Here is a 24,809-nt window from a genome sequence, read left to right on the forward strand (position 1 = left end):
CGACGTAGCCGCCGAGGCGCCCCGAGCCACCAACGCCAAGTTCTATGGCGAGGAGAACCCCCTCGCCTCGCCCGAATTCTCGGACAAGGTCGCCCTGCTGCAGGAGATCGACGCCTGGGCCCGCGCCCGCGATCCCCGCATCGTCCAGGTAATGGCCTCCATCGCCGGCGAGCGCCGCACGGTCGAGATCCTGCGCGCCGACGGCCGGCTGATCCGCGACGTCCGCCCGCTGTGCCGCATCAACGTCCAGGTGACGGTGGAGCGCGACGGCAAGCGCGAGAACGGCTTCACCGGCGCCGGCGGCCGCGCCGGCTTCGAGGCCTGGATCAGCCCCGACAAGTGGCAGGCGCAGGTGGACGAGGCGCTGCGTCAGGCTCTCACCAACCTGGACGCCGTCCCCTGCCCGGCCGGTGAGATGGACGTGGTCCTGGGCCCCGGCTGGAACGGCGTGCTGTTGCACGAGGCCGTCGGCCACGGGCTGGAGGGCGACTTCAACCGCAAGGGCACTTCGGCCTTCTCGGGCCGCATCGGCGAGCGGGTGGCCGCGCCGGGCGTCACGGTCTTCGACGACGGCACCCTGCTGGGCCGCCGCGGCTCGCTGACGGTCGACGACGAGGGCACGCCCACCGAACGCACCGTCCTGATCGAGGACGGCGTCCTCGTGGGCTACATGCACGACCGGATGAGCGCCCGGCTCATGGGGCTCGCGCCCACCGGCAATGCGCGCCGCCAGTCCTACGCCCACATGCCCATGCCGCGGATGACCAACACCGCCATGCTGGGCGGGGACCATAAGCGCGAGGAGATGATCGCCTCGACCAAGCGCGGCCTCTACTGCGCCAATTTCGGCGGCGGCCAGGTGGACATCACCAACGGCAAGTTCGTCTTCCAGTGCACCGAGGCCTACCTGATCGAGGACGGCAAGATCACCGTTCCGGTGAAGGGCGCCACCCTGATCGGCGACGGCCCCTCGGCCCTGACCCGCGTGACCATGATCGGCGACGACTTCGACTTCGATCCGGGCGTGGGCGTCTGCGGCAAGTCAGGCCAGAGCGTCCCGGTGGGCGTGGGCCAGCCGTCGCTGAAGATCACCGGCCTCACGGTGGGCGGCACGGCGGTTTGAGCCCGGCGGCCGAGCCCTTCAGCGCCACCGGCCGCTGCCTCTGCGGCGACGTGAGCTGGGGCGTGACCGGCCGCCTACCCCCTGTCGGGTTCTGTCACTGCTCCCAGTGCCGGCGCGTGTCGGGGACGGGCTCCAACGCGGTGATGCATGTGAAGGCCGAGCGGCTGGTCTGGCTGTCGGGCGAAGACGCGCGGCGCACCTACGCGCTGCCGTCCGGCTGGAGCAACACCTTCTGTGGCCGGTGCGGCTGCCCGACGCCGCAACTCGGTCCGCACGGCCGCTGGTTCGTGCCCGCGGGCAGCCTCGACGGCCAGCCTGAGCTTTTGATCTCGGGCCACATCCGCGTCGCCGACAAGCCCGCCTGGGCCGTGATCGGCGACGACGCGCCCCAGTTTCCAGAGAGCTGGCCGCAGGGCTGATTGCGCATTGGCTCGTTGACCGTCCGGTGACAAATCTGTCCCCGATTTAATGCACCTTACGGGCATTTAACTCGCTCCGGGGCCGCCGCGCGGCCAGTTCTGCCCCTAGTTCTGGGGAGCGAGTTCGACATGTTGATCACCACCATCCTGGCCCAGGCGGCCGTCGCCGCTGCGCCGCCCGCCGCGGTCGCGCCTCAGCCGCCCCAGGGGGTGATCGGCTATCCCACCAGCTTCTTCGCCGGCCAGCAGGTGGCCAACGCAGCCGAGATGCTGGCCCGCATTCCCGGGTTCACCCTCGACACCGGCGACTCGGTGCGCGGCTTCGAGGGCGCGGCCGGCAATGTGATCGTCGACGGCGCCCGCCCCACCAGCAAGACCGACAATCTCGAAGAGATCCTGCGCCGCATCCCGATCAGCCAGATCGAGCGCATCGACATCATCCGCGGCGGCGCCCCCGGCATCGACATGCAGGGCAAGACGGTGATCGCCAACGTCATCAAGAAGTCGGGCGGCGGCTGGCGCGGCCTCTACGCGGTCGCCAACAACCACCTCTGGGACGGGCGCAATATGCACGGCATGCGCCTCGAGCTCTCGGGCGGCGACGGGACCCGCACGTGGGAGGCGCTGGCCCGCTACGGCTACGGCAACGACGACGGCGGCCAGTTCGGCCCTCGCGTCCGCTTCCGCCCGGACGGCACGGTCATCCGCGCGGGCCGCCACCAGTCGGAGTCCGACGGCCTGCAGCAGATCATTTCCGGGGCCTACTCGCAGCCGTTTCTTGGCGGCCGGGTGTCGCTGAACGGTCGTCTGTTCTGGGACAGTTGGAAGAGCGAGGACACCACCACCTACACCGCACCCGTGGACGCGGGCGTCGCCAGGGACGTCAATCCCTACGACGACTTCCAGCGCGAGTTCGGCATGCGCTTCAATCGCGACTTCGGGCCGAAGACGAAGCTCGAGCTCATCGCCCTGCGCACCGACCGGGACTACCACACGTTCGACCTCTTCACCTTCGGGGGCGACACGGACGAATATCGCAACAAGCGCGACATCGCCGAAACGATCGGTCGCGCGGTGCTGAAGCATCAGCGGTCGCCGACGCTCTCGTTCGAACTGGGCGGCGAGGGCGCACTGAACGAGTTGGATAGCCGCGCCAAGACGTTCCACAATGGTGTCGACGTCCCCTTTCCCGCCGCCAACGTGACGGTCGAGGAGAAGCGCGGGGAAGTGTTCGGCAAGGCGGTCTGGCGGCCTACGGCGGGTTGGACAGTCGATTCGAGCCTGCGTTTCGAGGCCTCCAAGATCTCGTCCGACGGCGACGTCTTGCTGGAGAAGAAGCTGCAGTTCTGGAAGCCCCGCGTGGCGGTAAGCTGGGACGTGGCCCGCGACACCCAGTTTCGCGCCCGCATCGAGCGCACCGTCGGCCAACTGAATTTCGACGACTTCGTTGCCGGCTCGGACTTCACCGCAGGCACGGGGGTCAGCGCCGGCAACCCGGATCTGAATCCCGAACGCGCGTGGGTCGGCGAGGCCGCCATCGAGCAGCGCTTCTGGAAGAGCGGGGCCGTCACCCTCACCTTCCGGCATTCCGAGCTGCAGGACGTCGTCGACCGCGGTCCCGTCAGCATTGTCCGCACCAATCCCGCAACCGGCCTGCCCGAGACCCTGGTGTTCGACCAGCCCACCAACATCGGGGACGGGACCAAGGACGAACTGATCGCCACCTTCACCGTCCCCAGCGACCGCCTGGGGTGGAAGGGCGGCCTGCTGCGCGGCGAGCTCAACAGGCGCTGGTCCAAGGTCACCGACCCCACCACCTTCGAAAGCCGCACGATCTCGAAGCTGCGGCCGCTGGAATGGGAAGTCCACTACAGCCAGGACCTGCCGCGGTATGGCCTGGCCGTCGGCGCCGACTACTACTCAGGCTGGTCGCAGACCTCGTACCGCTACACCTACGTTTCCGACGTGAAGCTGCATAACGGCTACCTGATCACCTGGGTGGAAAAGCGCCTGCAGCCGCAAACCGTGCTGCGCGTCGAGGTCCAGAACTGGACCAGCCGCGGCATCCGCTTCAACACCCAGCAGTACGCCGGCCCGCGCGGCGCGGCGCCCCTGCTCTACACCGACGACCGCGACCTGATCCCGGGCAAGAGCGTCTACATCCGCGTCCGCCACACGTTCGGGGGGTAGGCGGCTGAGGAATGACCAACTCCCGTAACGCGGATCTGATCAGCAGCAAGATTTCGGCAATTTAATCCACGTTACGGGCATTTAACTCGCCCGGAAGCGTCGCCTTGGGCCAGTTCTGGCTCCAAGGGAGAGTTCCACGATGCTGATCCACGTCCTCGCGCAGGCGGCGGCTGCCGCTGCGCCGGCGATCGCCCCTGCCCAGGAGCAGGCGGTGATCAGCTACCCCCCGTCGTTCTTCGCGGCGTTTGCGCCGGCGAACGCTTCGGAGATGGTGGTCCGCGTCCCGGGGTTCATCCTGGAAAGTGGCGACGCCGTCCGCGGCTACGAGGGTTCGGCGGGCAACGTCCTGATCGACGGCGAGCGACCGGCCACCAAGTCGGAAGACCTCGACCAGGTCCTGCGGCGGATCCCGGCGAGCCGGATCGAGCGCATCGACCTGATCCGCGGCGGCGCACCGGGCATCGACATGCAGGGCAAGCCGATCATCGCCAACATCGTCCGCAAACCCGGCGGGGGTTTCCGCGGGGTCGCCGCCCTGGCCCTGAACAACAGCTGGGACGGCCGCCATGTGCCGAGCGTCCGCCTCGAGGGTTCGGGCGACATCGGCCCGCGAAAGTGGGAGCTCGGCCTGCTGGCCGGAGGCTTCATCGACGCCGGCAACGGCGATGGCCCCGGCCAACGCATCTCGCGCAGCGGCGTCGTCACGCCCTTCGACGTCGAGTCCGAGGCCGACGGCCTGAACGGCCAGCTCACCGGCGTCTACGAGACCCCGATCCTGGGCGGCAAGGTGCGGCTGAACGGCCGGGTCTTCTCCGAGAAGTACAAGGAGGAGGACAACAGCATCCTGCGGGGACCTGTGGCCCTCCGCGAGCTGAACACCGACGTGATCCGCACCGACGACACCGAACTGGGCGGCACGTTCACCCGCCGCCTCGGGGCCAGGACGACGCTCGAGATCGTGGGACTGCGCCAGACGCGGGACCAGGCGATCGACTCGGATTTCCGGAGCGGCGTGGCCAGCGATTTCGCCCTCCGGCGCGAGTCCAGCGAGACCATCGGACGCTCGGTCCTCAAGCATCGTGCGACCGACCGCCTGTCGTTCGAGGCCGGCGGCGAATACGCCATCAACAAGCTGGACAGCGCGACCAGCCTGTTCACCAACGGCGCGCCCGAGAACCTGCCCGCGGCCGACGTCCAGGTGCAGGAGGACCGTATCGAGCTGTTCGGCAAGGCGGTCTGGCGGGCCACCGACCAGCTGACGCTTGATGGCACGCTGCGGTTCGAGAACTCGAAGATCGAGTCCGACGGGGACGTCGTCCTCGGCAAGACCCTGCGCTACCTGAAGCCGCGCCTCGCCGTCACCTGGGCGCCCACGTCCTCGACACAGGTGCGGCTGCGCGGCGAGCGCCAGGTGGGTCAGCTCGACTTCGACGACTTCGTCGCCGACGCCAACTTCTCGGATTCGAGCGGCGTCTCGGCCGGCAACCCGGATCTGAACCCCGAGCAGGCGTGGGTGGCCGAGGCGGCCGTGGAGCAGCGATTCTGGCGGTCCGGCTCGGTCAGCCTCACCTTCCGCCATTCCGAACTCAGCGACGTCGTCGACCGCGGGCCCGTGACCGCAAGCGACGGCAGCATCTTCGACCGTCCGGAAAACATCGGCGACGGCACGAAGGACGAGTTGATCCTGCAGTACAGCGTGCCCCTCGACCGGCTCGGCGTGAAGGGCGGCGTGCTGCGCGGCGACCTGACGAAGCGCTGGTCCAGCGTCACCGATCCCACCACCCACCTTCGGCGCGAGATCTCGGACCTGCACCCCGTCGACTGGAACGCCACCTACACTCAAGACCTCCCGGCCTGGAAGCTGAGCTACGGCGTCGACGCCTTCGGCGGCTGGCGCGAGACTTCCTATAGCTTCAACCGCGTGCGCACCGCGAAGCTACGCACCTACGTGCGACCGTTCGCCGAGTATCGCCCCAGGCCGGACATCAACGTGCGTCTGGAACTTCCGAACGTCACAGGCCGCGGCTTCCACCGCACGGTGGTGAACTATTCCGGCCCGCGCAATGCGGCGACCTCGCTGGCATCGCTGGAAGACCGAGACTACCAGCCCGGCCGCATGGTCTACCTGCGCATCCGCAAGACCCTGGGCGGCTGATGGGCGGAGCGCGAAGCCCCGCCCACCCAACCTAGACCCGCGCCGCCTGCTGCTCGCCGTCGACGGTCGGGGTGATCAGCGCCGGCTCGACCGGCGGCTGGTCGGCGCCGTGCGCCCAGCCCTTGATCAAGAAGCTCAGGGCCACGAACACCGCGCCACAAGCCACGCCCGCCCAGCCCAGCTTGTTGAAGCCGTCCATCGAGGTGGCGAAGGCCGCGGCCGGGTCCAGCACCTGGCCGCCCACGGTCTCGGTGCCCATGGCGCCGGCGATCAGGCCGCCCACGTACTGGGCGATCGACGAGGCCAGGAACCACACCGCCATCATGAAGGACACCACCTTGGCGACGCTCAGCTTGGTGATCTGCGACAGGCCCACCGGCGATAGGAACAGCTCGCCCGTGGTGTGCAGCATGTAGAGCAGGCCCAGCATGTAGAGCGGCATCTTGTATTCGACCGCCAACCCTTGCGTCCAAACCACCACCAGGAAGCCCAGGCCGACCTGCAGCAGGCCCAGGCCGAAGGTCAGGGTTGGGTTCGGCATCCGTCGGCGCGCGCCCAGGTAGGCCCACATGGCGGCGAAGACCGGCGCGAAGATCAGGATGAAGCCGGCGTTGAACGACTGGGTCTGCGCCGCGTCGATGCCCATCAGGTCGACGTTGCGCGCCGCGAACAGGTTCAGCGAGGTGCCGGCCTGTTCGAACAGCGTGAAGAACACCACCGAGCCGAACACCAGCACCAGGGCCAGCAGCATCCGCTCGCGCTCCACCTTGTTGCACTGGCCGACGATGAACCAGGCGATGAACAGCAGGGCGGCGACGGTCGAGATCCCCAGCGCCCAGCCGACGAGCTGGTTCGACTGCACGAGGAACCAGACCGGGATCACGCCCGCGAGGCCGCCGAGATAGATCAGCCATTCCCGGCTGATGGGGCCCGCGATCTTCTGCCGGAGCAGTTCGGGGTTCGGCGGCTCGCCCTTGCCCAGCAGGTGCTTCTTGCCGAGGACGAAGACGACGAAGCCCGCCGCCATGCCGACGCCGGCCAGGCCGAAGCCGGCCCACCAGCCGAAGTCCGTCCCCAGCCACCCGCACAGCACCGAGGCCCAGAACGCCCCGAGGTTGATGCCATAGTAGTAGAGGGTAAAGCCAGAATCCCGCCGCGGGTCGCCCTGCGGATAGAGCTGGCCCACGATCGTGGAGATGTTCGGCTTCAGGAAGCCGACCCCCATGATGATCAGTGAGACCGCCAGGTAGAAGGCGTTCTTGCCGAACGGGTCCACCTGGTTCTTCAGCTCGTACGAGCCCTTCGGCATCACGGCCGGCAGCGGGCCGCCGGGCGCCATGTCCTTGACCTCCAGGCCGCCGTCGGCGGTCGCCTGGAACGCGTGCGGCTGGCCGGCGATCATCACCCGGACCTGCCGTTCCTCCATCCGGCCCTGGATCGACACGTCGTAGCTCTGCCCGGCGTAGACCAGGGTCTGCTTCGCGGGCGAGCCTTCCACGGCCATCATGCCGTGGCCCGCCACGAGCAGGAGCGCGCCGAAGGCCACCGCCTTGCGCGTGCCCAGATAGCGGTCGGCCAGCAGGCCACCGATCAGGGGCAGCAGATAGACCAGCGACGTATACGAGCCGTACTGCGCGCCCGCCGTGCTGTCGTCGAACAGCAGGTGCTGGGTAAGATAGAAGATCAGGATGCCCCGCATCCCGTAGTACGAGAACCGCTCCCACATCTCGGCGAAGAACAGGATGATCAGCCCGCGCGGGTGGTTGCGCAGCAGCTGCATGAGGACCGGGAGGCCGGTGACCAGCGTCACGACGATCCCGATGAGCAAGATTGGATTCATGTGGAGTGGGTTTCCGCTTTCCCGAAGCTCGCGCGCGGGCGATCGCCCCCGTTCCCGCTACGCGTATTCCTGCGGGCACAAAACCACTTAGGTCCGGCCAGCACAAGCAAGGCTGCGCCTGGGCAGGCCCCTGGCGCAGCGAAAGGCGACCCCCAATATCCCACGCAGCCCGAACGCGCGCGGCGCGTTCTGTGGTCCGAGGAGGACCCCGATGAAGATTCCCGGCCCCGACCATCCCATCACGATCACCCCAGCCACCAAGCGCTGGCGCGCGAAGTTCCAGGGCCACGTGGTCGCCGACAGCGCCAACGCCCTGATCCTGCAGGAGGCGAGCTATCCGCCGGTGGTCTACTTCCCGCGCGACGACGTCTCGATGGAGTACATGTCGCGCACGGCCCATTCCACGCACTGCCCCTACAAGGGCGACGCCAGCTACTACACGCTCCTGATGGACGGCCACTTCGCCGAGAACGCGGTCTGGACCTACGAGACGCCCTTCCCGGCCATGGAGCTGATCGCCAATCGCGTGGCGTTCTATCCGAACCATGTGGAGCTCTACGAGGTCGACGACGCCGCGGTGAACCCGCACCACGTCGACGCCCCGCAGGAGCCGCGCGCGGTCGACGCCGTGGTCCAGCACACCGACTCCGGCGACGGCACGAGCCAGCGCGAGCACTGGCCCCCCAACGCCGGCCAGCCGCCGATCGAAGGCGGGGTGCGCTAGTGGGAGAAGGCTGGCGCGGTCTTGGCCAGCGCCAGCTCGCCTCCGGTGTAGATCAGCTCGTTGGTCACTTCCCGGACGCACCAGTCCGGGATTTCCACCTTCATGGCGGCCATGCGGTTGGCAGCCTCGCACTCGGCCGTGACCAGCCCCTCGTGCGGCCCCTCGAACACGTCGACGACAAATCCGCCCACCTTGTGCCGACGCTTGGAGATCCGCTCGCCGGGCAGCTTCGCCATCACGGCGTACTCCTCGGCGCTGAGGTATAGGTTGGTCATCGGCCCGATCAGTGGATTGTCGGGCGCGTACTTCTTGGCCAGCTTGAACTCCTGCTCGCCGGTCGCCAGGTGCGTGATCCGGCGCAGCCGCAGCCGCCCGCCGTCGATGTAGAGATCCTCGATCCGCCGCGCCCCGGCCTCGTCCAGCTTGGGCATGTTGGCCGGGTCCACGAGGAATCGCCGCTCGGCCACCCAATGGGCGTACTTCGGCAGCTTGACTGGCATCCTATCCCTCGCGCGGTCCCGTCCACTCCGGCCGTGCGCCCTGCGGCCGCACGCTCATCGTCAGCCCATCGGCGAGCCGGTAGGGATAGGCGGCCACATCGAAGTCTTCGAGACAACCCACATTCACGCCATAGCTGTCCGGCGCGGCGCGCTTCCTGTGGAACGGATAGATGCCGCACGTCCGGCAGAACCAGTGCTGGGCCACGCCCGTGTTCCAGCGGTAGAGCGTGAGTTCGTCGCGGCCCGCCTCGATGGTCAACCCCCGCTCATGGACCTTCGCCATCAGCGCGCCCCTGCGCCGGCACAGCGAGCAGTCGCACCGCGTCAGCTCCTCGATCTCCGCATCGACGCGAAAGCGGACGGCTCCGCAGTGGCAGGATCCAGTCCAGGTGGGCATGGCGGGCGTTTGAGCCTGCCCTGTCGCCTGCGGCAAGGTGCAGATCGCCGGTCCTGGCTCTGGGGGCTAGTAGGCGAAGTCGTCGAACACCCGCCCCACGTCGCCCTTCCAGCGGGTGTTGTAGAGCTCCACCAGACGCTCGGCCGGGGTCACGCCGGTGTCGGCGATGTGCTCCAGTTCGGCGAGGTAGCCACTCTCGTCCACAAGGCCGCCCGACAGGCGGTTGCGGTTCTTCAGGCCCTGCTTGGCGATGGCCAGCAAGTCCTTGGCCACGTCCTGCACCTTGCGGCCGGCGATCTCGGCCTGCAGGCCGCGGCGGGCCACGTCGGCGCGCAGGGTCTCGTGGTCCTCGATCCTCCAGTCCTTGCAGAGGTCCCAGGCTGCGGCCAGCGCCGCGTCGTCGTACAGCACGCCGATCCAGAGGGCCGGCAGCGCGCAAAGGCGGCTCCACGGCCCGGAATCCGCGCCGCGCATCTCCAGGTACTTCTTCAGCCGGACCTCGGGGAAGATCGTGGTGGTGTGGTCGGCCCAGTCCTTGATCGTCGGGCGCTCGCCCGGCAGTTCGGCGAGCTTGCCGTCCATGAAGTCCACGAACGAGCGCCCCGCCAGGTCGATGTACTTCCCGTCGCGCTTGGCGAAGTACATCGGCACGTTCAACGCGTAGCGGGCGTAGGTCTCGAAGCCGAAGCCGTCTTGGAAGACGAAGTCCAGCATGCCCGTGCGATCGGGGTCGGTATCGGTCCAGACGTTGGCGCGGCTGGAGACCAGGCCCGTCGGCTTGCCCTCGACGAAGGGCGAATTGGCGAACAGCGCCGTGGCGATGGGTTGCAGGGCCAGCGAGGTGCGGAATTTCGCCACCATGTCGGCCTCGGACGAGAAGTCGAGGTTCGCCTGCACCGTGCAGGTGCGGAACATCATGTCGAGGCCCAGCTTGCCGACCTTCGGCATGTACTCGCGCATGATCTTGTAGCGGCCCTTGGGCATCACCGGGATCTGCTCGCGGGTCCATTCCGGCGTGAAGCCCAGGCCCAGGAAGCCCAGGCCCAGCTCATCGGCGACCTGCTTGACCTCCTCCAGGTGCTGGCCGGTCTCCTCGCAGATGTCGTGCACGGTCTCGAGCGGCGCGCCCGACAGTTCGAACTGACCGCCCGGCTCCAGGCTGACGTTGGCCAGGCCGCGCTCCAGCGCGATGACGTTCTCGCCCTCGTAGACGGGCGTCCAGCCGAAGCGGGTCAGGCCGTCCAGCAGCGCCTTGATGCCCCGGGGCTCGTAGGGAACGGGCGCATGGTCGGCCAGGCGGAAGACGAACTTCTCGTGTTCGGCGCCACATCGCCATTCGCTGGCCGGCTTCGCCCCGTCGGCCATCCAGCCGACCAGGTCTTCGAACACGAGCGGGCGGTCGTCGCACACGACGTCGGCCATGAAAATCCTCCCCGGCCTCAACGCCGTGCGCGGGGAAGCGGGTCCCACGCTTCGGCGTCTTTACGCCGTCAGGATAGGTGGGCGCAAATCCGCTAAGCTCAAGGGCGGCTTAGCTTTACTGCATCGACGGAAGCGGAGGTTCGGCCCTCTACGCCTCGCAAGCGCGCTCGTTTGAAACCACGAAACGCACGAAAGACACGAAACTCGGGTCGCACGGCCCTTTCGTGCCTTTCGTGTCTTTCGTGGTTGAATCCTTCGGCGCTGGCGTGCCGCGGCGGGCTACCGCCAGTCCCCCACCGCCGCCTGCCACAGAGTGAGCGCGCTGATCGCAGCGGTGTCGGCGCGCAGGATGCGCGGGCCCAGGGTCGCGGCCACGGCGTAGGGGAGCGCCCGAAGCGTCTCCCGCTCCTTCGGGGAGAAGCCGCCCTCCGGCCCGATCAGCACCGCCCACGGCCCGCCCGCCTTCACCGCGCCCAGCACGGGCGCCGCATCGCCGGCCTCGTCGCAGAACAGCAGCTGGCGCGACACGTCCCAGGTGGCCAGCAGCTTTTCCAGCTTCACCGGCTCCAGCACCTGGGGCACGTCCAGCCGGCCGGTCTGCTCCGACGCCTCGACGGCGATGGCCTGCAGGCGGTCCACCCGCGTGTGGTCGGCATTGGTCCGCTCGGTCACCACCGGCCGCACCCGCCGCGCGCCCAGCTCGGCCGCCTTCTCGACGATGGTCTCCAGCCGCGCCCGCTTCACCAGGGCGACCACCAGGTCCAGGTCCGGTCCGGCCTCCTGCGCCCGCGTCCGCGCCTCGACGTCCAGCACGACAGCGCGCTTGCCCACCTTCGCCAGCCGCGCCCGCCACTCGCCATCGCGGCCGTTGAACACCGCCACCTCGTCGCCCACCGCCTGGCGCATCACCGCGGCCAGGTAGCGGCTCTGGCCTTCATCCAGCTCAAGGCTGGCGCCGGCGGTCAGGTCATGCGGGACGAAGAGGCGGATCATGGCGGGGTTTGTAGCGCCGCGCCGGCATCTCGGGATAGGCTGCCCCGATGTCCAAAGAATACGACCGCGACCTCGAGGCTCGCCAGCTCGCCCTCGTCCGCTGGCAGCAGCAGGCCATGCAGAGCGACGAGAAGGTCGCCGTCATCTTCGAGGGCCGCGACGCGGCCGGCAAGGACGGGACCATCCGGGTGCTTACCCAGCACCTGTCGGTGCGGGCCACCCGCGTCGTCGCCCTGCCCAAGCCCTCCGACCGGGCGCGCAGCCAGTGGTTCTTCCAGCGCTACGTCGCCCACCTCCCATCCTGCGGCGAGACCGTCATCTTCAACCGGTCCTGGTACAACCGCGCGGGCGTCGAGAGGGTGATGGGCTTCTCGTCGCCCGAGGACCAGGAGATCTTCCTGCGCGACGTTCCGGCCTTCGAGGCCATGCTGCTGGAAAGCGGCCTGCGGCTGGTGAAGATCTGGCTCGACGTCTCGAAGAAGGAGCAGGCCAAGCGGCTGGAAGAACGCCACACCGATCCGCTCAAGATCCTGAAATCGTCGCCCCTCGACGACGCCGCGCAGGAACGATGGGACGCCTACACCGAGGCGCGCGACGAGATGCTGCGTCGCACGTCCACCCCGGGCGCGCCCTGGATCTGCGTGCGGGCCGACCACAAGAAGGAGGCCCGCCTCGCCGTCCTCAGCCTGCTGGCCCACGGTCTGGCCGACGGCAAGCTCCTGGACGGCGTGCCGCCGCCGGACCCGGACGTGCTGTTCCCGTTCGAGATGGCGGCCCTCACCGACGGTCGGCTCGAGCGCTAGGAGCGCGCCGCGACGATCGGTCACAAGCTTGAGTAGAATTTTCCGCCTCTGTTCTCGCAACTTCCGAGAGCAGAGGCCAAGCTGTTAACCATAGATTCACCAAGCTTGTTCGTCGTTCGTTCCGCCAGTAGCCTGACGGCGACGACTCGCGAGACCCCATGACCCGAGACACCCTTACCGCCGGCGAGGCCCGGCGGATCGCCCTGGCGGCGCAAGGCTTCGGCGCGGACCGAGACGCGCCCGTCGGCAAGCGCCAGCTCGTGACGCTGATCCAGCGGCTCGGCGTCGTGCAGATCGACTCGGTCAACGTCGTGTCGCGCACCCACTACCTGCCGGCCTATTCCCGTCTCGGCGCCTATCCGCGCGAGCTGCTGGAGGAAGTGGCCTGGGCGAAGAAGCGACCGCTCTTCGAATACTGGGCGCACGAAGCCTCGCTGCTGCCGCTCGAGAGCCAGCCTCTGCTCCGCTGGCGCATGGAGGACGCCCGGAACGGCGTTGGCACCTGGAAGGGCATCGCGAAGTTCCTCCGCGACCGGCGCGACTTCATCGACCGCGTGCTGGACGAGATCGCGACGCGTGGCCCCCTCTCGGCCTCTGAGCTGGAGATGGGGCACAAGGGTCAGGGAGGCTGGTGGGGCTGGAGCGAGGCCAAGCGCGCCGTCGAATGCCTGTTCTGGGCCGGCGAGCTCACCACCGCCACCCGCCGCGGCACGTTCGAGCGGGTCTACGGCCTGCCCGAGAAGGTGCTGCCCAAGGCGATCCAGGACATGCCCACGCCTGCGCGCGAGGACGCCCAGCGCCAGCTCTACCGGATCGCGGCCCGCGCCATGGGGATCGCCACCGCCCGCGACCTTCGCGACTATTTCCGCATGCCGGTGGAGGGCGCCAAGGACCGGCTCGCCGAACTGGTCGAGGCGGGCGACCTGGCGCCGGTCGCCGTGAAGGGGTGGCGCGAGCAGGCCTACCTCGACCCCACCGCCCGCCGCCCGCGGAAGGTCGACCACACCGCCCTGCTCTCCCCGTTCGACAACCTGATCTGGTTCCGCGACCGCGCCGAGCGGATGTTCGGCGTGAAGGTCCGGCTCGAGATCTACGTGCCAGCCGAGAAGCGTCAGCACGGCTACTATGTCCTGCCCTTCCTGGAAGGCGACGCGCTGACCGCTCGCGTCGACCTCAAGGCCGATCGCAAGGCCGGCGTCCTCATCGCCCAGTCCGCCCACGCCGAACCCTGGGCCTCTGACGAGACGCCCGTGAAGCTGGCCCACGAACTGAAGCGCATGGCCGGCTGGCTGGGCCTGGAAACCGTGCGGGTGGAACGGAAGGGCGACCTGGCGACGGCGCTAAAGGATGCGCTGTGAGCCGCGCCGTGACGGAGGGGGCGAAGCTTAGTCCTCGTCCTCATCATCATCCGGCACGTCGACCACCAGCGCCGGCTTGCCGTTGTGCATCAGCTCGCCGTTCGGGCCCTTGTTGCCCAGCCATTCGTCCATCAGGCCGGCCGGGACGGTGTGTGGCGCTTCGGTGGGCTTCTCGGCCATGGGGTGCTCCTCTTCGGCAAGAGAACAGCACCCCACAGCCGAGGTTCCAAACGCCTAGGCCGCTCCCTCTGTCACCGCGTGCAGCCGCGCGTAGGCCCCGCCTTTCTGCACGAGGTCGGCGTGGCGGCCCTCCTCGACGATGCGGCCCTGGTCAAAGACCAGGATCCGGTCGGCCCCGCGGATGGTCGAGAGGCGGTGGGCGATGACGATGGTGGTGCGGCCCACCATCAGCTCCTCCATCGCCGCCTGCACCTGCCGTTCCGTCTCGACGTCGAGCGACGACGTCGCCTCGTCCAGCACCAGGATCGGCGCGTCCGCGAGGAACGCGCGGGCGATCGCCACCCGCTGCCGCTCGCCGCCCGACAGCTTCACGCCGCGTTCGCCGACCAGGGTGTCGTAGCCCTTGGGCAGCCGGCGGATGAAGTCGTCGGCCCGCGCCCGCTTGGCCGCGAGCGCGATCTCCTCCGCCGTGGCCTGCGGCCGGGCGTAGGCGACGTTCTCGGCGATCGTGCGGTGGAACAGCGCCGGATCCTGCGGCACCACCGCGATGGCCTGGCGCAGCGACCCCTGGGTCACCTTGGCGATGTCCTGGCCGTCGATCAGGATCCGCCCGCCGTCCACGTCGTACAGCCGCTGCAACAGCTTCACGAACGTCGACTTGCCCGAGCCGGTGGGGCCCACCAGCGCGATGCGCTCGCCCGGCGCAATGATCAGGGTGAAGTCGCGATACAGGGGTTCGTCCGCCGACTTGTAGCGGAAGGTCACCCGGTCGAAGGCGATCTCGCCCAGCTCGCCGCGGAAGCCCGTCGCCTCGCGCGCATCCGCCACCTGGGCGTCGGTGATCGCGAAGCCGGCCACGTCCTCGGCGTCGTCCAGGCCCTTCTGCATCATGCGGATGTTCTCACCGATGTTGCGCAGGTAGCCGCTCATCAGCAGGAACGAAGTGACGGCGAAGGCCACGTCGCCCGCGCTCGCCTCGCCGCGCGCCCACAATCGGACCAGCAGGCCGGACAGCCCGGCCTGCAACACGACCAGGATCATGTTCTGCACCAGCCAGACGTCGATGAACCGCGTCCACGTCTTCAGCGTCGCCTTGCGCCACATGGCCGTGATGCCGCCGATCCGCTCTTCCTCCCGCGCCTCGGCGCCGAAGGCCTTCACGGTGGGGTTCGACGAGATCGAGTCGGCCAGGGCCCCGCCGATGCGCGTGTCGAGCGCCACGGACTTCAGGTTCACCGGCCGGACCCACTTCACGGTGAGGAAGAGGTTGGACGCGATGTAGAGCACCACCACGGCGAGGGAGAAGATCCCCACGCTCGGCCACCGCGCCACCATTGTCACCGACAGGCCCAGCAGCACCACCATGGCCGGCCCCAGCCACAGCACCACGGCGTCCGACACCATGTCGTAGCCCCACATGGCGCGCGACAGCTTGCGCACCGTCGAACCCGCGAAGTGGTCGGCGTGCCAGTCGGCGGAGAAGGCCTGGACGCGCTTGAAGCCCTCGTCCGTCATCTCCTTCATGTTGCCCGCGGCCATCGGGTTCCAGAACCGGAAGGCCAGGTTCCTGACTAGCGAGAAGGCCAGGTAGACGCCGACGAAGATCGCCCAGGCGCTCCAGGCGGCGGGCGGCTCGCGCGGCGTGGTCGCCACCACGTCGACCAATCGGCCGGCTGCCCAGGGCAGCATCAGGTCGAAGCCGATCGCCACCAGCATCAGCACCACCGCGGTCCAGAACAGCAGCGGCCGGCGCAGCCAGAAGCCGCCGATGAAGCGCAGCACCTGGGCGTTCGAGAGGACCCGCTTGGTCTTGGTCTCTTCGTCGTCCTCGTAGTGGTCGGTCATGACAGGTCTCGGATACGGGCGCCGGGACCGGGACTCCGAGCGTGGAGCGCGCACCGGTCCGGCGCAGAAATAGGGAATGGATTCAGCGGGGCTTGCGAGCCGAGGCGGGCTCGGCGGGCCACGGGCGCGCGGTATCGCTTCGCATTGGCGCGAGCCAGGACGCGAAGCGGGTCGGGCGAGTTACCGGTGTCGTTTCGGCGGCGGCCCGAGGCGCGTGGGGAAGGCGTGCGTCACAACAGCTGTCATTCCGGCGCCTCCCTGAAAAAGCCTCGAAGGCCGGGAAGCTAGGCGGGCCGATATCGCCGGTCAAGGAAACCGCCGCGGAAGGTTAACGCGTGTCGGCCGCGAGCGGCATTTCGGCAACACCGCCGGTTCTGCTAAGCCCCGCCCGATGAGCCACACCGCGCCCTTGCCCGACGCCGCGCCCAGCAATTGGGTGGACCGGCATGCGCCGCCGGGACTGCGGCCGTGGCTGAAGCTGGGGCGGTTCGACCGGCCGGCGGGGATCTGGTTGCTGATGCTGCCGGGGTGGCAGGGCATCGCCCTGGCTTGCGCCGTCCAGGGGCGCCTGCCCGATACGATCCTGCTGCTGCTGTTCTTCCTGGGCGCGGCCCTGATGCGCGCGGCGGGATGCGCCTACAACGACATCGTCGATCGGGACATCGACGCCAAGGTCGCCCGGACGGCGCTGCGGCCTATCCCCGCTGGGCAGATCAGCGTGAAGCAGGCCTGGGCCTTCGTGGTCGGATGCAGCCTCGTCTCGTTGCTGATCCTCTTGAGCTTGCCGCCGCTCTGCTGGCTGCTGGGCGTGCTGTCGCTGGGTCTGGTGGCCGCCTATCCGTTCATGAAGCGGATCACCTGGTGGCCGCAGGCGTGGTTGGGCCTGACGTTCAACTGGGGCGCCCTGCTGGGCTATGCGGCGGCCAGCGGCGAGCTCACCGCACCGGCCATCCTACTCTATGCCTCGGGCATCGCCTGGACGCTGGGCTACGACACCATCTACGCGATCCAGGACCTCGAGGACGACGCCCTGGCCGGGGTGAAGTCTTCGGCGCGGCGACTGGGCGACAAGGCGCCCCGGGCGATCGGCGGGTTCTACCTGGGGACGCTGGCCTTCGCCTTCGCGGCTGGGACGCTGGCGCGACTCGAGGTCGGCTTCGCGATCCTGCTGGTCCTGTTCGCCATCCACCTGGGTCTGCAGGCGCGGCGGGTGCGCGTGGACGACCCCGCCCTGGCGCTCAAGCTCTTCAAATCCAACGCCGGCGCCGGCCTGATCCTGTTCGCGGCGCTGGCGGCGGGAAGCCTCTAAGAGCCTCAGTCCTTCTTGGCCGTCGCGGCCTTCTGCGCCGCCCAGGCGGGCAGCTTGTGACGCTTCTTGCGCGGCGCGAACATTGCGGCCAGCCCGGACGGCGGCGCGCCCTTCTTGCCCAACAGGGCTTCGATCACAGTCATGGATTCACCGGTTCCTATTCCGCCATAGGCTGACGGCCGACTGTGGCGAGCCCGTTACCAACGCCTGCGACCGATGCACCAATGACGGGTGACAAAAGCGCGCAGGTTGCATCCGCCGAGCAGCGTTCGGCGTGGTCGGCGGCGCTGCTGGCGTCTCCCTTCTCTGTCGCCGTGACGCACGCTAGGCTCGGCCTTCAGGGCAGATGAGGGTTGCACCGTGCTGAAGTTGGTTCTTGGGACGCTGTCCGGAGCGGCGGTCGCATTGACGGGATCTGGCGCCCTGGCCGCCGACGGCGCGTCGGAAAACCTCACCCTCCTGTGCCAGGGCGCAGACGTGGCGATGATTCCCTACGCGGGCTACGCCTACGGTCCGCCGACCCGCGACATGCGGATCCCCTCGCAGATCGTCGTGGTGCTGGAGGACGGCGCGATGCGGATCAAGCCGCCGGCGGGCTGGGCGCCCGTCTACGCCAAGAAGCCGAGCGACGGCTGGTACGCGCTCGAGAAGACCTCCGTCGACAAGTTCTCGATCCGGGGCCGGCTCAACTTCTCCCGCCTCGACCGCTATCGCCTGACCATCGACCGGCGCACCGGCGCGGCGACGTTCGGAACCTTCTCCGGCGTCTGCAACCCGATCGCCAGCCAGCGCGACGCCACGCGCTTTTAGCGCGGGCGCGGCGGCGCCTTCACCACGCTCCTGGAACTGACGCTGCCGCGCGCCGAGGCGGCGCGCGCACGTCTTTGACTCTCGTTATTGTATGCCATACAAATATGGGCATGGCGGAGGTTCGATCCCTGGCGGAGGTGCGCGCCACGCGTGAGCCGGGCAAGCGCATGCGCTCGCGGCTGCTGGATGCGGCGGTCGAGCTGTTCAAGGCCAAGGGCCTGACCGGCGTCGCCGTCGCCGAGATCGCGACCGCAGCCGGCGCGTTCCCCAGTCAGGTCACCTACTATTTCCGCACCAAGGAGGCCCTGTTCGTCGAGGCGGCCTGTCGCGAGGTTCTGTACGTCGCCCGCCAGGCCGAACGGGCGGCCGCCGGCGCGCGCTCGGGCTCGGACTACAACCGCCGCCTGGTCGAGACCGTGATCGGCTCGCCCGGGCTGGCCCTGTTTGTCGAGGCGCTGTCGCTTACGCGCCGGCGCCAGGACCTCAGCCCACTGGTCGAGCGCACCTTCGAGCGCCTGCATGCCGAGGGTGACCGCGCCTATGCCGACACCCGCCACGCACGCGGGTGGTCGGAGGCGGAGGACGCCGCCACCGTAGCCCGCCGGTTCTGGACCCTGGCCCTTGGCGTCGCCCTGCGCGAAGGCGCCACAGAGGCCACCGTCGCGCAGGCGGTCGAGGAAATGGTCGCCCTGCTCCGCCACGACGTTCGCACCACCGGAGACCGCTGATGGCCGCCGCCGCCCGTGTCGCCCCCAAGGACTACTTCACGCCCGAGGAGTGGAGCCCACTCGCGACGAAGTCGTCGTGGAAAGGTCCGGCCCTGATCGCCCACGCCTGGGCCGTGATCGGTCTCGCGGCCGCCATGGCCATGGCCTTCCCGATCACCACCCCGCTGGCGGTGATGATCATCGGCGCCCGCCAATTGGGCCTCGCCATCCTGATGCACGACGCCGCCCACGGCGCCCTGCATGGCGACCTGAAGGTCAACGACTTCCTGGGCGACAAGCTCACGCCGGGCGGCCTAGCGAACTACCGCACCTACCACCTGGGCCACCACAAGTACGCCCAGCAGGCCGAGGACCCCGACCTGGGCCTCTCGGCGCCGTTCCCGATCACCCGCCTGTCGCTACGCCGCAAGATCGTCCGCGATCTGACCGGCCAGACCTACTACAAGCAGCGCTGGGCCGGCCTCGTGAAGCGGCTGGCGGAGCGCAAGGCCGGCGAGCCGCTGCTCCCGATCCTCAAGGACGCCATCGTCTCCCGGAAGCGCTTCCTGACCGGCATGGTGCTGACGATCGCCGTCACCGCGCCGTTCGGCTTCTGGTGGGCCTGGCCGGTGCTGTGGCTGCTGCCCCAGGCCACCTGGCTGCCGATGATCACCCGCCTACGCAACATCGCCGAGCACGCCTGCGTGGGGAAGGACGAGCCCGACCCATTGCGACACGCGCGCACCACCCACGCCAACATCCTCGAGCGGGCGCTCCTGGCGCCCTACTGGGTGAACTACCACTGCGAGCACCACATGTTCATGCATGTGCCCTGCTACAACCTGCCCCGCACCCACCGCCTTCTGAAGGCCAAGGGGGTGCTGCCCGGCATGCTGACCGCGAACGGCTATCTCGAGGTGCTGCGCCTGGCGACCAGCAGGGCCGCCCGCGACGACACCCGCGGCCCTACCCCCGAAGCCCGCGGCGTCCGCCAGACCGCGATCCAGTAGGTTCTAGGCGGCCCGTGTCACCCGGGCGTCCACGAGGGCCGCGTGCAGGTCCTCGATGAGGATCGGCTTCGGCACAACGCCGTCCATGCCCGCAGCGGCGTACTCGTCCACCTGGGCCGGCATGGCGTTGGCGGTCAGCGCCACGATCCGGGTCGGCGGCAGCCCGCGCTCGGCCTCGATCCGGCGGATGTCGCGCGTGGCGCTCACCCCGTCGCGCACCGGCATCTGGATGTCCATCAGCACCAGGTCCCACTCACCGCGGCCCCAGGCCTCCACGGCCGCGCGGCCGTCGGGCACCACGGTGGGGTCGACCCCCAGGGCGTTCAGCACCGTGCGCACCACCCGCTGGTTCGTCTCGTTGTCCTCGGCCACCAGCACCCGCAGGTCGGCCACATGGCGGGCGACGCCGTCCGCCTGGCGGTCCACCGTCGCGCGCTCCAGCGGCAGCAGGATCGTGAACACGCTGCCCCGGCCGGGATCGCTTTCCACCGCCAGCGTGCCGCCCATCAGCTCGACCAGTTGGCGGCAGATCGCCAGGCCCAGGCCCGCGCCGCCATAGCGCCGCGTCGAGCCGCCCTCCCCCTGCTGGAATTTCTCGAACAGCCGGGGCAGGAGGTCGCTGGCGATGCCGATGCCGCTGTCGGCCACCGAGATCACCAGGCCGGCCGACCCGCCGCCGGCGTGGAGGGTCACACCGCCCTCCGCCGTGAACTTCAGGCCGTTGGACACCAGGTTGTACAGCACCTGCCGCAGGCGCACCGCGTCGCCCAGCCAGGCGCCCTGTACCGAGGGATCCAGGTCGATCGATAGCGACAGGCCTTTCGACTCCGCCAGCGTCATCGCCGTCTCGCAGGCTTGCCGAACCACGGCTTCCAGCTCGAACGGCGCCGTCTCGATGCGCACGGTGCCGCGCTCCATGTCGGCCACGTCCAGCACGTCGTTAAGCACCGTCAGGAGCGCCGTACCGGAATTGAGGATCACCTCGACCCGCTCGCGCTGGTCCGGCGTCAGGTCGCCCAGCAGCAAGGCCTGGCTCATCCCCAGCACGCCGTTCAGCGGCGTGCGTAGCTCATGGCCCATGTTGGCCAGGAACTGCGACTTCATCACATTGGCCCGCTCGGCCGCGTCGCGCGCCGCCGTCACCTCGCTCAGCGCGCCGTGCAGGCTCCTGTCGTAATCGCCCAGGGCGCCCAGCAGTCGGTTGAAGCGGCGGGTCAGCTGGCCCACCTCGTCGTCGCGGGCGACCGGCAGGCGCGCGCTGAAGTCGCGCGAGGCGGTCACCGCCTCCATCCCGGCGTTCAGCGCATAGATCGGGGCCAGCGCCCGGCGCGCCAGGCGGCGGGCCACGAGCCCGGCGATAGCCGTGGCCAGCAGCGACAGCGATAGCGCCACGCCGATGTTGGTGATCCGTTCGGCCAGGATTTCATGGTCGTCGACCCACAGCACGACCTCGCCCACCTGGCGGCCGGCCACATAGTGCGGCGCGCGCACCTCCAGGCCCGTGGGCCAGAACCGGGTCTGCACCGACCGCACGCCCTTGAAGGCCAGCTTCTCGCCCAGGCCCTTGACCTTGCCGAGTTGCACCCGGCGGCCCTTGAAATCGGAATAGACCGCGGCCACGCCGTGTTCGCTGCCATCCAGGAGGCGCGAGGCGGCCAGCACGGCCCCGGCGTCGCCGGCCGTCACGCCCTTGTGCGCGATCGTTCCGATGGCATGGGCCAGGCGGACGGAATCCGCGGCCAGGTCCGCGCGGTCGTCGCGCCAGTTGCTGTATTGATAGACCGAGAACGCGGCGAGCATCGCGGTGACCGTCGAGATCAGCGCCACGGCGACCACGCGGGCTTCCAGGCTCGCGCCCGTCGTCCCGCGGCCCCGCTTCTGCGTTCGGCCGACCACGCCCATACTACCGCCCCCGCCCTCCCGGTCAGGTTCCCGACAGTAGGGACCGTTGACCCTCAGATGTTAATCGCCGGCAAATCCCGCCAAGACCGTGGCGCCCATTCCGGGTGATGCGGCAAGGAGTCGCAGATGATCGCCCCCACGCCGGAGGCCCGCCGCGGCTTCATCCTCGAGCACACGCGCCGGCAGCGGCCACCCCATACGCCCGAACTCGAGCTCCACCTGGCGGACGAGATCACCCCCATCTGGCGCATGACCGAGGAGGCGCTGGCCGAGATCGGCCTGCCTCCGCCGTTCTGGGCCTTTGCCTGGGCGGGCGGCCAAGCCCTGGCCCGCTACGTGCTCGACAATCCCGCCCTCGTGGCGGGCAAGGCGGTGGTCGACTTCGCTTCCGGCTCAGGGCTGGTGGCCATCGCGGCCAAGCGCGCTGGCGCCGCCCGGGTGCTGGCCGCCGACATCGACGTCTTCTGCGGCGCCGCCCTGGACCTCAACGCCGCCGCCAACGGCGTCGACGTGGAGTTCACCGGCGACAACCTGCTGGACGCGCCGCCGCCGCCGTGGGCCGACGTCATCCTGGCCGGCGACATCTGCTACGAGAAGCCGATGGCCGAGCAGGTGATGGCCTGGCTGGCCGTCGCCCGCGCCGCCGGCGCCACGGTGCTGATCGGAGACCCGGGCCGCAGCTACTTTCCCCGCTCGGGCCTCGTGAAGCTCGCCGAGTACCAGGTCCAGACGACGCGCGAGCTGGAGGACATGGAGGTCAAGAAGTCCTCGGTCTGGACTCTGCCGTGAGCGAGATCTAGTTTGGAACAAATTACGAACATATAGGAGGCGCGGTCATGCGCGAAGACGGCAAGGTCGACTATGTGGAGCTGCCGGGCGGCGACCTCGGGGCCGTGAAGGCCTTCTACGGCCAGGCCTTTGGCTGGACTTTCGTCGACTACGGCCCCGACTACGCCGCCTTCGACCAGGGCCTCGACGGCGGCTTCCAGTCCGGCGACGACGAGGGCTCGGTGAACAAGCCGCTGGTCATCCTCTACGCCCACGACCTGGAGGCCATGGAAGCCAAGGTCCGCGCCGCCGGCGGCCAGATCACCCGCCCCATCTTCAGCTTCCCCGGCGGCCGGAGATTCCACTTCGCCGACCCGGCCGGGAACGAGCTGGCGGTTTGGAGCGAGGTAGGCGCTGGTTAAAACTTCGCGCGGAAGGTGCGGGCCTGGAATTGGGGGACTGGGCGTGAAACGGGAGGTGTTCGCCGCTATGGCGGCCATGTTGATTAGCAGTCAGGTTTCGGCTGCAGACTTCAAAACTTTGCGGAACCTGCAGGCGCCGCCGCCTGTCACCGTCACCCCTTTGCCCGCCGACGCCAAGGCCGACCCAATCCGGCTAAGCAAGGTCGTGCTTCAGCCGCGGCAAGGCGAAAGCTGGGCCTTGATCTACCGATCGATATTGGTCAGCGATCCCGATAATCCGCCGCCCAAGGACGAACTCCTGCCCTGGCAGGACTCGCGAATGGAGGGTGACCGGGCGACGTTCGAGCGCATTTTCGATGAGGAGTTGCGGGCAGCCGGCTTCAAGACGGCTGCAGGCGGCAGCCTCTTCGAGGAGGCCACGGCGACCGATTTGCAGGTCGGCGTCCTCGTGGATGACATCAAGGGACGCTTCTGCCGCGATTGTCCGAACCTCTTCCAGAGGGACAAGATCGCCGCGGTCGTGACCATGAACGCGCGGTGGGAAATTTACTCGACTCTGCGGTCACAGGTCGTGGGGCGATTGACTACGTCGACCGGAGCGACCTGGCGCAAAGCGGTCGACGGCAACGCGACCGCCGTCATGTTCGATGCATTTCGCGAGAACGTGCGGGCGCTTCTGGCGTCCGAGGTGTTTCGGCAAGCTGTCACCGGCGCCCAGGTCGCGACGCCCACGGTGACCGCTAGTCCGATCAGCTTCGCACCCGGCGCGCCCGGCAAGCGCGCGGTCGCCAGCTCGACATCCGCGGTCGCCGCGATCTTCTCGGGGGACGCGCTTGGGTCCGGCTTCCTTGTCTCCAAGGAGGGCTATCTGCTGACGAACCACCATGTCGTCGCTGGCGCGAAGTACGTGAAGGTCCGCTGGTCGGACGGCGCGGAGACCATCGGCGAGGTCGTCCGCTCGGATCGCCGACGCGACATCGCCCTGGTGAAGGCCGAGCCTGGCGCACGCCAGCCGCTGGCGCTGCGCGCGACTGCCGCCACCCTCGGCGAGGCGGTCTACGCCATCGGCACACCCATCGACGCCAAGTTCCAGGGGTCGGTCAGCAAAGGCATCGTCTCGGCAACCCGCACCTATGAGGGCCAGCCCTTCATCCAGAGCGACGTGACCGTCAACCACGGCAACAGTGGCGGCCCTCTCATCGACGAGGACGGCGCGGTGATCGGCGTGACCATGTGGGGCGTGCAGCTCGGCGAGGCGCCGGCCGGGGTGAACTTCTTCATCCCTATCGGCGACGCGCTCAAGGCCCTAGCCCTGACGCCTATACCTTAAGACCATCGCGCCGCGACCCTCCTTGCGGCTAAGACGGAACCTCCCGCCGCCGTTTTCGCCAGGAGCCAGCCCATGACCCAAGACGCCCCCCTCGGAGAAGGCGTGCTCGTCGCCGAGACCGGCCTCGGCCGCTACCAGGTGGCCGCGCGGGCCGCCACCGGCGCTTTCCTGGTGGACGAGCCGGTCTCGGTGGGCGGCCTGGGGTCGGGCCCGACGCCCTACGACCTGCTCAGCGCCGCGCTGGGCTCGTGCACGGCCATCACCCTGCGCCTCTACGCCGAGCGCAAGGGCTGGCCGCTGAAGCGGGTCCAGGTCAGCGTGCGCCATCACCGGGCCTCGCTGAAGGAACGCGACCGCTTCGACCGCACCATCCTGCTCGAAGGTCCCCTCGACGACGCACAACGCGCCCGGCTGCTGCAGATCGCCGAACAGTGCCCCGTGCACCGGACCTTCGAGCGCGGCTCCGATGTGGTCACGGTGCTCAGCGCGGTCGACGAGGCGCCGATCGCGGCGGAGGGCGAGCCCGAACACATGCGCGACATGGAGGCGCTGAGCGCCGGCTAGGCGCTCGGGCCGACGCGCCCGAACGTTCGCTAAATGTT

The 24,809-nt window shown here is 69.0% G+C and carries 24 protein-coding genes; 15 read left to right on the forward strand and 9 right to left on the reverse strand.

Features of this window, described 5'->3' with window-relative positions; genetic code table 11:
• From ACODSY_RS14655 to ACODSY_RS14670, 4 genes are all read left to right on the forward strand, one after another.
• Nucleotides 1-1,123, forward strand: a 1,123-nt coding sequence (locus tag ACODSY_RS14655) for a metallopeptidase TldD-related protein (protein WP_488952500.1), incomplete at its 5' end; no start/stop codon positions are given.
• A complete protein-coding gene (locus tag ACODSY_RS14660) occupies nucleotides 1,120-1,542 on the forward strand; it encodes a GFA family protein (RefSeq protein ID WP_488952501.1) in 423 nt (140 codons plus the stop codon). The genes ACODSY_RS14655 and ACODSY_RS14660, both read left to right, overlap by 4 nt.
• A 129-nt stretch (nucleotides 1,543-1,671) precedes the next feature.
• Nucleotides 1,672-3,732, forward strand: coding sequence for a TonB-dependent receptor plug domain-containing protein (locus ACODSY_RS14665; protein ID WP_488952502.1), 2,061 nt, complete (start codon nucleotides 1,672-1,674; stop codon nucleotides 3,730-3,732).
• 139 nt (nucleotides 3,733-3,871) lie between these two features.
• Nucleotides 3,872-5,887 carry a TonB-dependent receptor plug domain-containing protein gene (locus tag ACODSY_RS14670; protein ID WP_488952503.1) on the forward strand — a complete coding sequence of 672 codons (2,016 nt, stop codon included), beginning with the start codon at nucleotides 3,872-3,874 and terminating at the stop codon, nucleotides 5,885-5,887.
• 31 nt (nucleotides 5,888-5,918) lie between these two features.
• On the opposite strand, the gene ACODSY_RS14675 is transcribed toward ACODSY_RS14670, so the two are convergent.
• Nucleotides 5,919-7,727, reverse strand: coding sequence for a peptide MFS transporter (locus ACODSY_RS14675; RefSeq protein WP_488952504.1), 1,809 nt, complete (start codon nucleotides 7,725-7,727; stop codon nucleotides 5,919-5,921).
• A gap of 211 nt (nucleotides 7,728-7,938) precedes the next feature.
• Between ACODSY_RS14675 and ACODSY_RS14680 the strand changes: the two genes are divergently transcribed.
• Nucleotides 7,939-8,451: a DUF427 domain-containing protein gene (locus tag ACODSY_RS14680; protein WP_488952505.1), complete on the forward strand. Its 513-nt coding sequence runs from the start codon at nucleotides 7,939-7,941 to the stop codon at nucleotides 8,449-8,451.
• Here ACODSY_RS14680 and ACODSY_RS14685 read toward each other — a convergent pair.
• From ACODSY_RS14685 to ACODSY_RS14700, 4 genes are all read right to left on the reverse strand, one after another.
• Entirely contained in the window at nucleotides 8,448-8,951 is a 504-nt protein-coding gene (locus tag ACODSY_RS14685) for a CYTH domain-containing protein (RefSeq protein ID WP_488952506.1), read from the reverse strand. The two genes, ACODSY_RS14680 and ACODSY_RS14685, sit on opposite strands and share 4 nt — an antisense overlap.
• 1 nt (nucleotide 8,952) lies before the next feature.
• On the reverse strand, nucleotides 8,953-9,348 hold the full coding sequence (locus tag ACODSY_RS14690) for a GFA family protein (RefSeq protein ID WP_488952507.1): 396 nt from the start codon (nucleotides 9,346-9,348) through the stop codon (nucleotides 8,953-8,955).
• Nucleotides 9,349-9,414: 66 nt separating this feature from the next.
• Complete coding sequence (locus ACODSY_RS14695) at nucleotides 9,415-10,770, reverse strand: glutamate--cysteine ligase (protein WP_488952508.1); 1,356 nt, start codon at nucleotides 10,768-10,770, stop codon at nucleotides 9,415-9,417.
• A 279-nt stretch (nucleotides 10,771-11,049) separates the two neighbouring features.
• Nucleotides 11,050-11,763, reverse strand: a complete 714-nt coding sequence (locus ACODSY_RS14700; protein ID WP_488952509.1) for a 16S rRNA (uracil(1498)-N(3))-methyltransferase — start codon at nucleotides 11,761-11,763, stop codon at nucleotides 11,050-11,052.
• Nucleotides 11,764-11,810: 47 nt separating this feature from the next.
• Here ACODSY_RS14700 and ACODSY_RS14705 point away from each other — a divergent pair, with 47 nt between their 5' ends.
• Together ACODSY_RS14705 and ACODSY_RS14710 are read left to right on the forward strand one after the other, a co-directional pair.
• Nucleotides 11,811-12,566, forward strand: coding sequence for a polyphosphate kinase 2 family protein (locus ACODSY_RS14705; protein ID WP_488952510.1), 756 nt, complete (start codon nucleotides 11,811-11,813; stop codon nucleotides 12,564-12,566).
• A gap of 158 nt (nucleotides 12,567-12,724) precedes the next feature.
• Nucleotides 12,725-13,924, forward strand: coding sequence for a winged helix-turn-helix domain-containing protein (locus ACODSY_RS14710; RefSeq protein ID WP_488952511.1), 1,200 nt, complete (start codon nucleotides 12,725-12,727; stop codon nucleotides 13,922-13,924).
• A 27-nt stretch (nucleotides 13,925-13,951) separates the two neighbouring features.
• Here ACODSY_RS14710 and ACODSY_RS14715 read toward each other — a convergent pair whose 3' ends face one another.
• Nucleotides 13,952-14,104 carry a hypothetical protein gene (locus tag ACODSY_RS14715; RefSeq protein WP_488952512.1) on the reverse strand — a complete coding sequence of 51 codons (153 nt, stop codon included), beginning with the start codon at nucleotides 14,102-14,104 and terminating at the stop codon, nucleotides 13,952-13,954.
• 54 nt (nucleotides 14,105-14,158) lie between these two features.
• On the reverse strand, nucleotides 14,159-15,949 hold the full coding sequence (locus ACODSY_RS14720; RefSeq protein WP_488952513.1) for an ABC transporter ATP-binding protein: 1,791 nt from the start codon (nucleotides 15,947-15,949) through the stop codon (nucleotides 14,159-14,161).
• Between the two features lie 391 nt (nucleotides 15,950-16,340).
• Between ACODSY_RS14720 and ubiA the strand changes: the two genes are divergently transcribed.
• Nucleotides 16,341-17,258: a 4-hydroxybenzoate octaprenyltransferase gene (gene ubiA, locus ACODSY_RS14725; RefSeq protein ID WP_488952514.1), complete on the forward strand. Its 918-nt coding sequence runs from the start codon at nucleotides 16,341-16,343 to the stop codon at nucleotides 17,256-17,258.
• A 5-nt stretch (nucleotides 17,259-17,263) separates the two neighbouring features.
• Here ubiA and ACODSY_RS14730 read toward each other — a convergent pair whose 3' ends face one another.
• Nucleotides 17,264-17,401, reverse strand: a complete 138-nt coding sequence (locus ACODSY_RS14730) for a hypothetical protein (RefSeq protein WP_488952515.1) — start codon at nucleotides 17,399-17,401, stop codon at nucleotides 17,264-17,266.
• A 217-nt stretch (nucleotides 17,402-17,618) separates the two neighbouring features.
• On the opposite strand from ACODSY_RS14730, the gene ACODSY_RS14735 reads away from it, so the two are divergent.
• From ACODSY_RS14735 to ACODSY_RS14745, 3 genes are all read left to right on the forward strand, one after another.
• Nucleotides 17,619-18,068 carry a hypothetical protein gene (locus ACODSY_RS14735; RefSeq protein ID WP_488952516.1) on the forward strand — a complete coding sequence of 150 codons (450 nt, stop codon included), beginning with the start codon at nucleotides 17,619-17,621 and terminating at the stop codon, nucleotides 18,066-18,068.
• Between the two features lie 110 nt (nucleotides 18,069-18,178).
• Nucleotides 18,179-18,796, forward strand: coding sequence for a TetR/AcrR family transcriptional regulator (locus ACODSY_RS14740; RefSeq protein ID WP_488952517.1), 618 nt, complete (start codon nucleotides 18,179-18,181; stop codon nucleotides 18,794-18,796).
• Nucleotides 18,796-19,785, forward strand: a complete 990-nt coding sequence (locus tag ACODSY_RS14745; protein ID WP_488952518.1) for a fatty acid desaturase family protein — start codon at nucleotides 18,796-18,798, stop codon at nucleotides 19,783-19,785. The genes ACODSY_RS14740 and ACODSY_RS14745 overlap by 1 nt, the downstream gene beginning before the upstream one ends.
• A 3-nt stretch (nucleotides 19,786-19,788) precedes the next feature.
• On the opposite strand, the gene ACODSY_RS14750 is transcribed toward ACODSY_RS14745, so the two are convergent.
• Nucleotides 19,789-21,687 carry an ATP-binding response regulator gene (locus tag ACODSY_RS14750; protein ID WP_488952519.1) on the reverse strand — a complete coding sequence of 633 codons (1,899 nt, stop codon included), beginning with the start codon at nucleotides 21,685-21,687 and terminating at the stop codon, nucleotides 19,789-19,791.
• Nucleotides 21,688-21,813: 126 nt separating this feature from the next.
• Between ACODSY_RS14750 and ACODSY_RS14755 the strand changes: the two genes are divergently transcribed.
• From ACODSY_RS14755 to ACODSY_RS14770, 4 genes are all read left to right on the forward strand, one after another.
• The gene (locus tag ACODSY_RS14755; protein WP_488952520.1) at nucleotides 21,814-22,476 is read left to right on the forward strand and encodes a class I SAM-dependent methyltransferase; all 663 of its coding nucleotides are present in this window, start codon (nucleotides 21,814-21,816) and stop codon (nucleotides 22,474-22,476) included.
• Nucleotides 22,477-22,523: 47 nt separating this feature from the next.
• Nucleotides 22,524-22,877, forward strand: coding sequence for a VOC family protein (locus tag ACODSY_RS14760; RefSeq protein WP_488952521.1), 354 nt, complete (start codon nucleotides 22,524-22,526; stop codon nucleotides 22,875-22,877).
• Between the two features lie 43 nt (nucleotides 22,878-22,920).
• Complete coding sequence (locus tag ACODSY_RS14765; RefSeq protein WP_488952522.1) at nucleotides 22,921-24,207, forward strand: S1C family serine protease; 1,287 nt, start codon at nucleotides 22,921-22,923, stop codon at nucleotides 24,205-24,207.
• A 72-nt stretch (nucleotides 24,208-24,279) separates the two neighbouring features.
• On the forward strand, nucleotides 24,280-24,771 hold the full coding sequence (locus ACODSY_RS14770) for an OsmC family protein (RefSeq protein WP_488952523.1): 492 nt from the start codon (nucleotides 24,280-24,282) through the stop codon (nucleotides 24,769-24,771).
• The last annotated feature ends 38 nt before the right edge of the window (nucleotides 24,772-24,809 follow it).

Source organism: Phenylobacterium sp. FG114 (genome assembly GCF_057809855.1).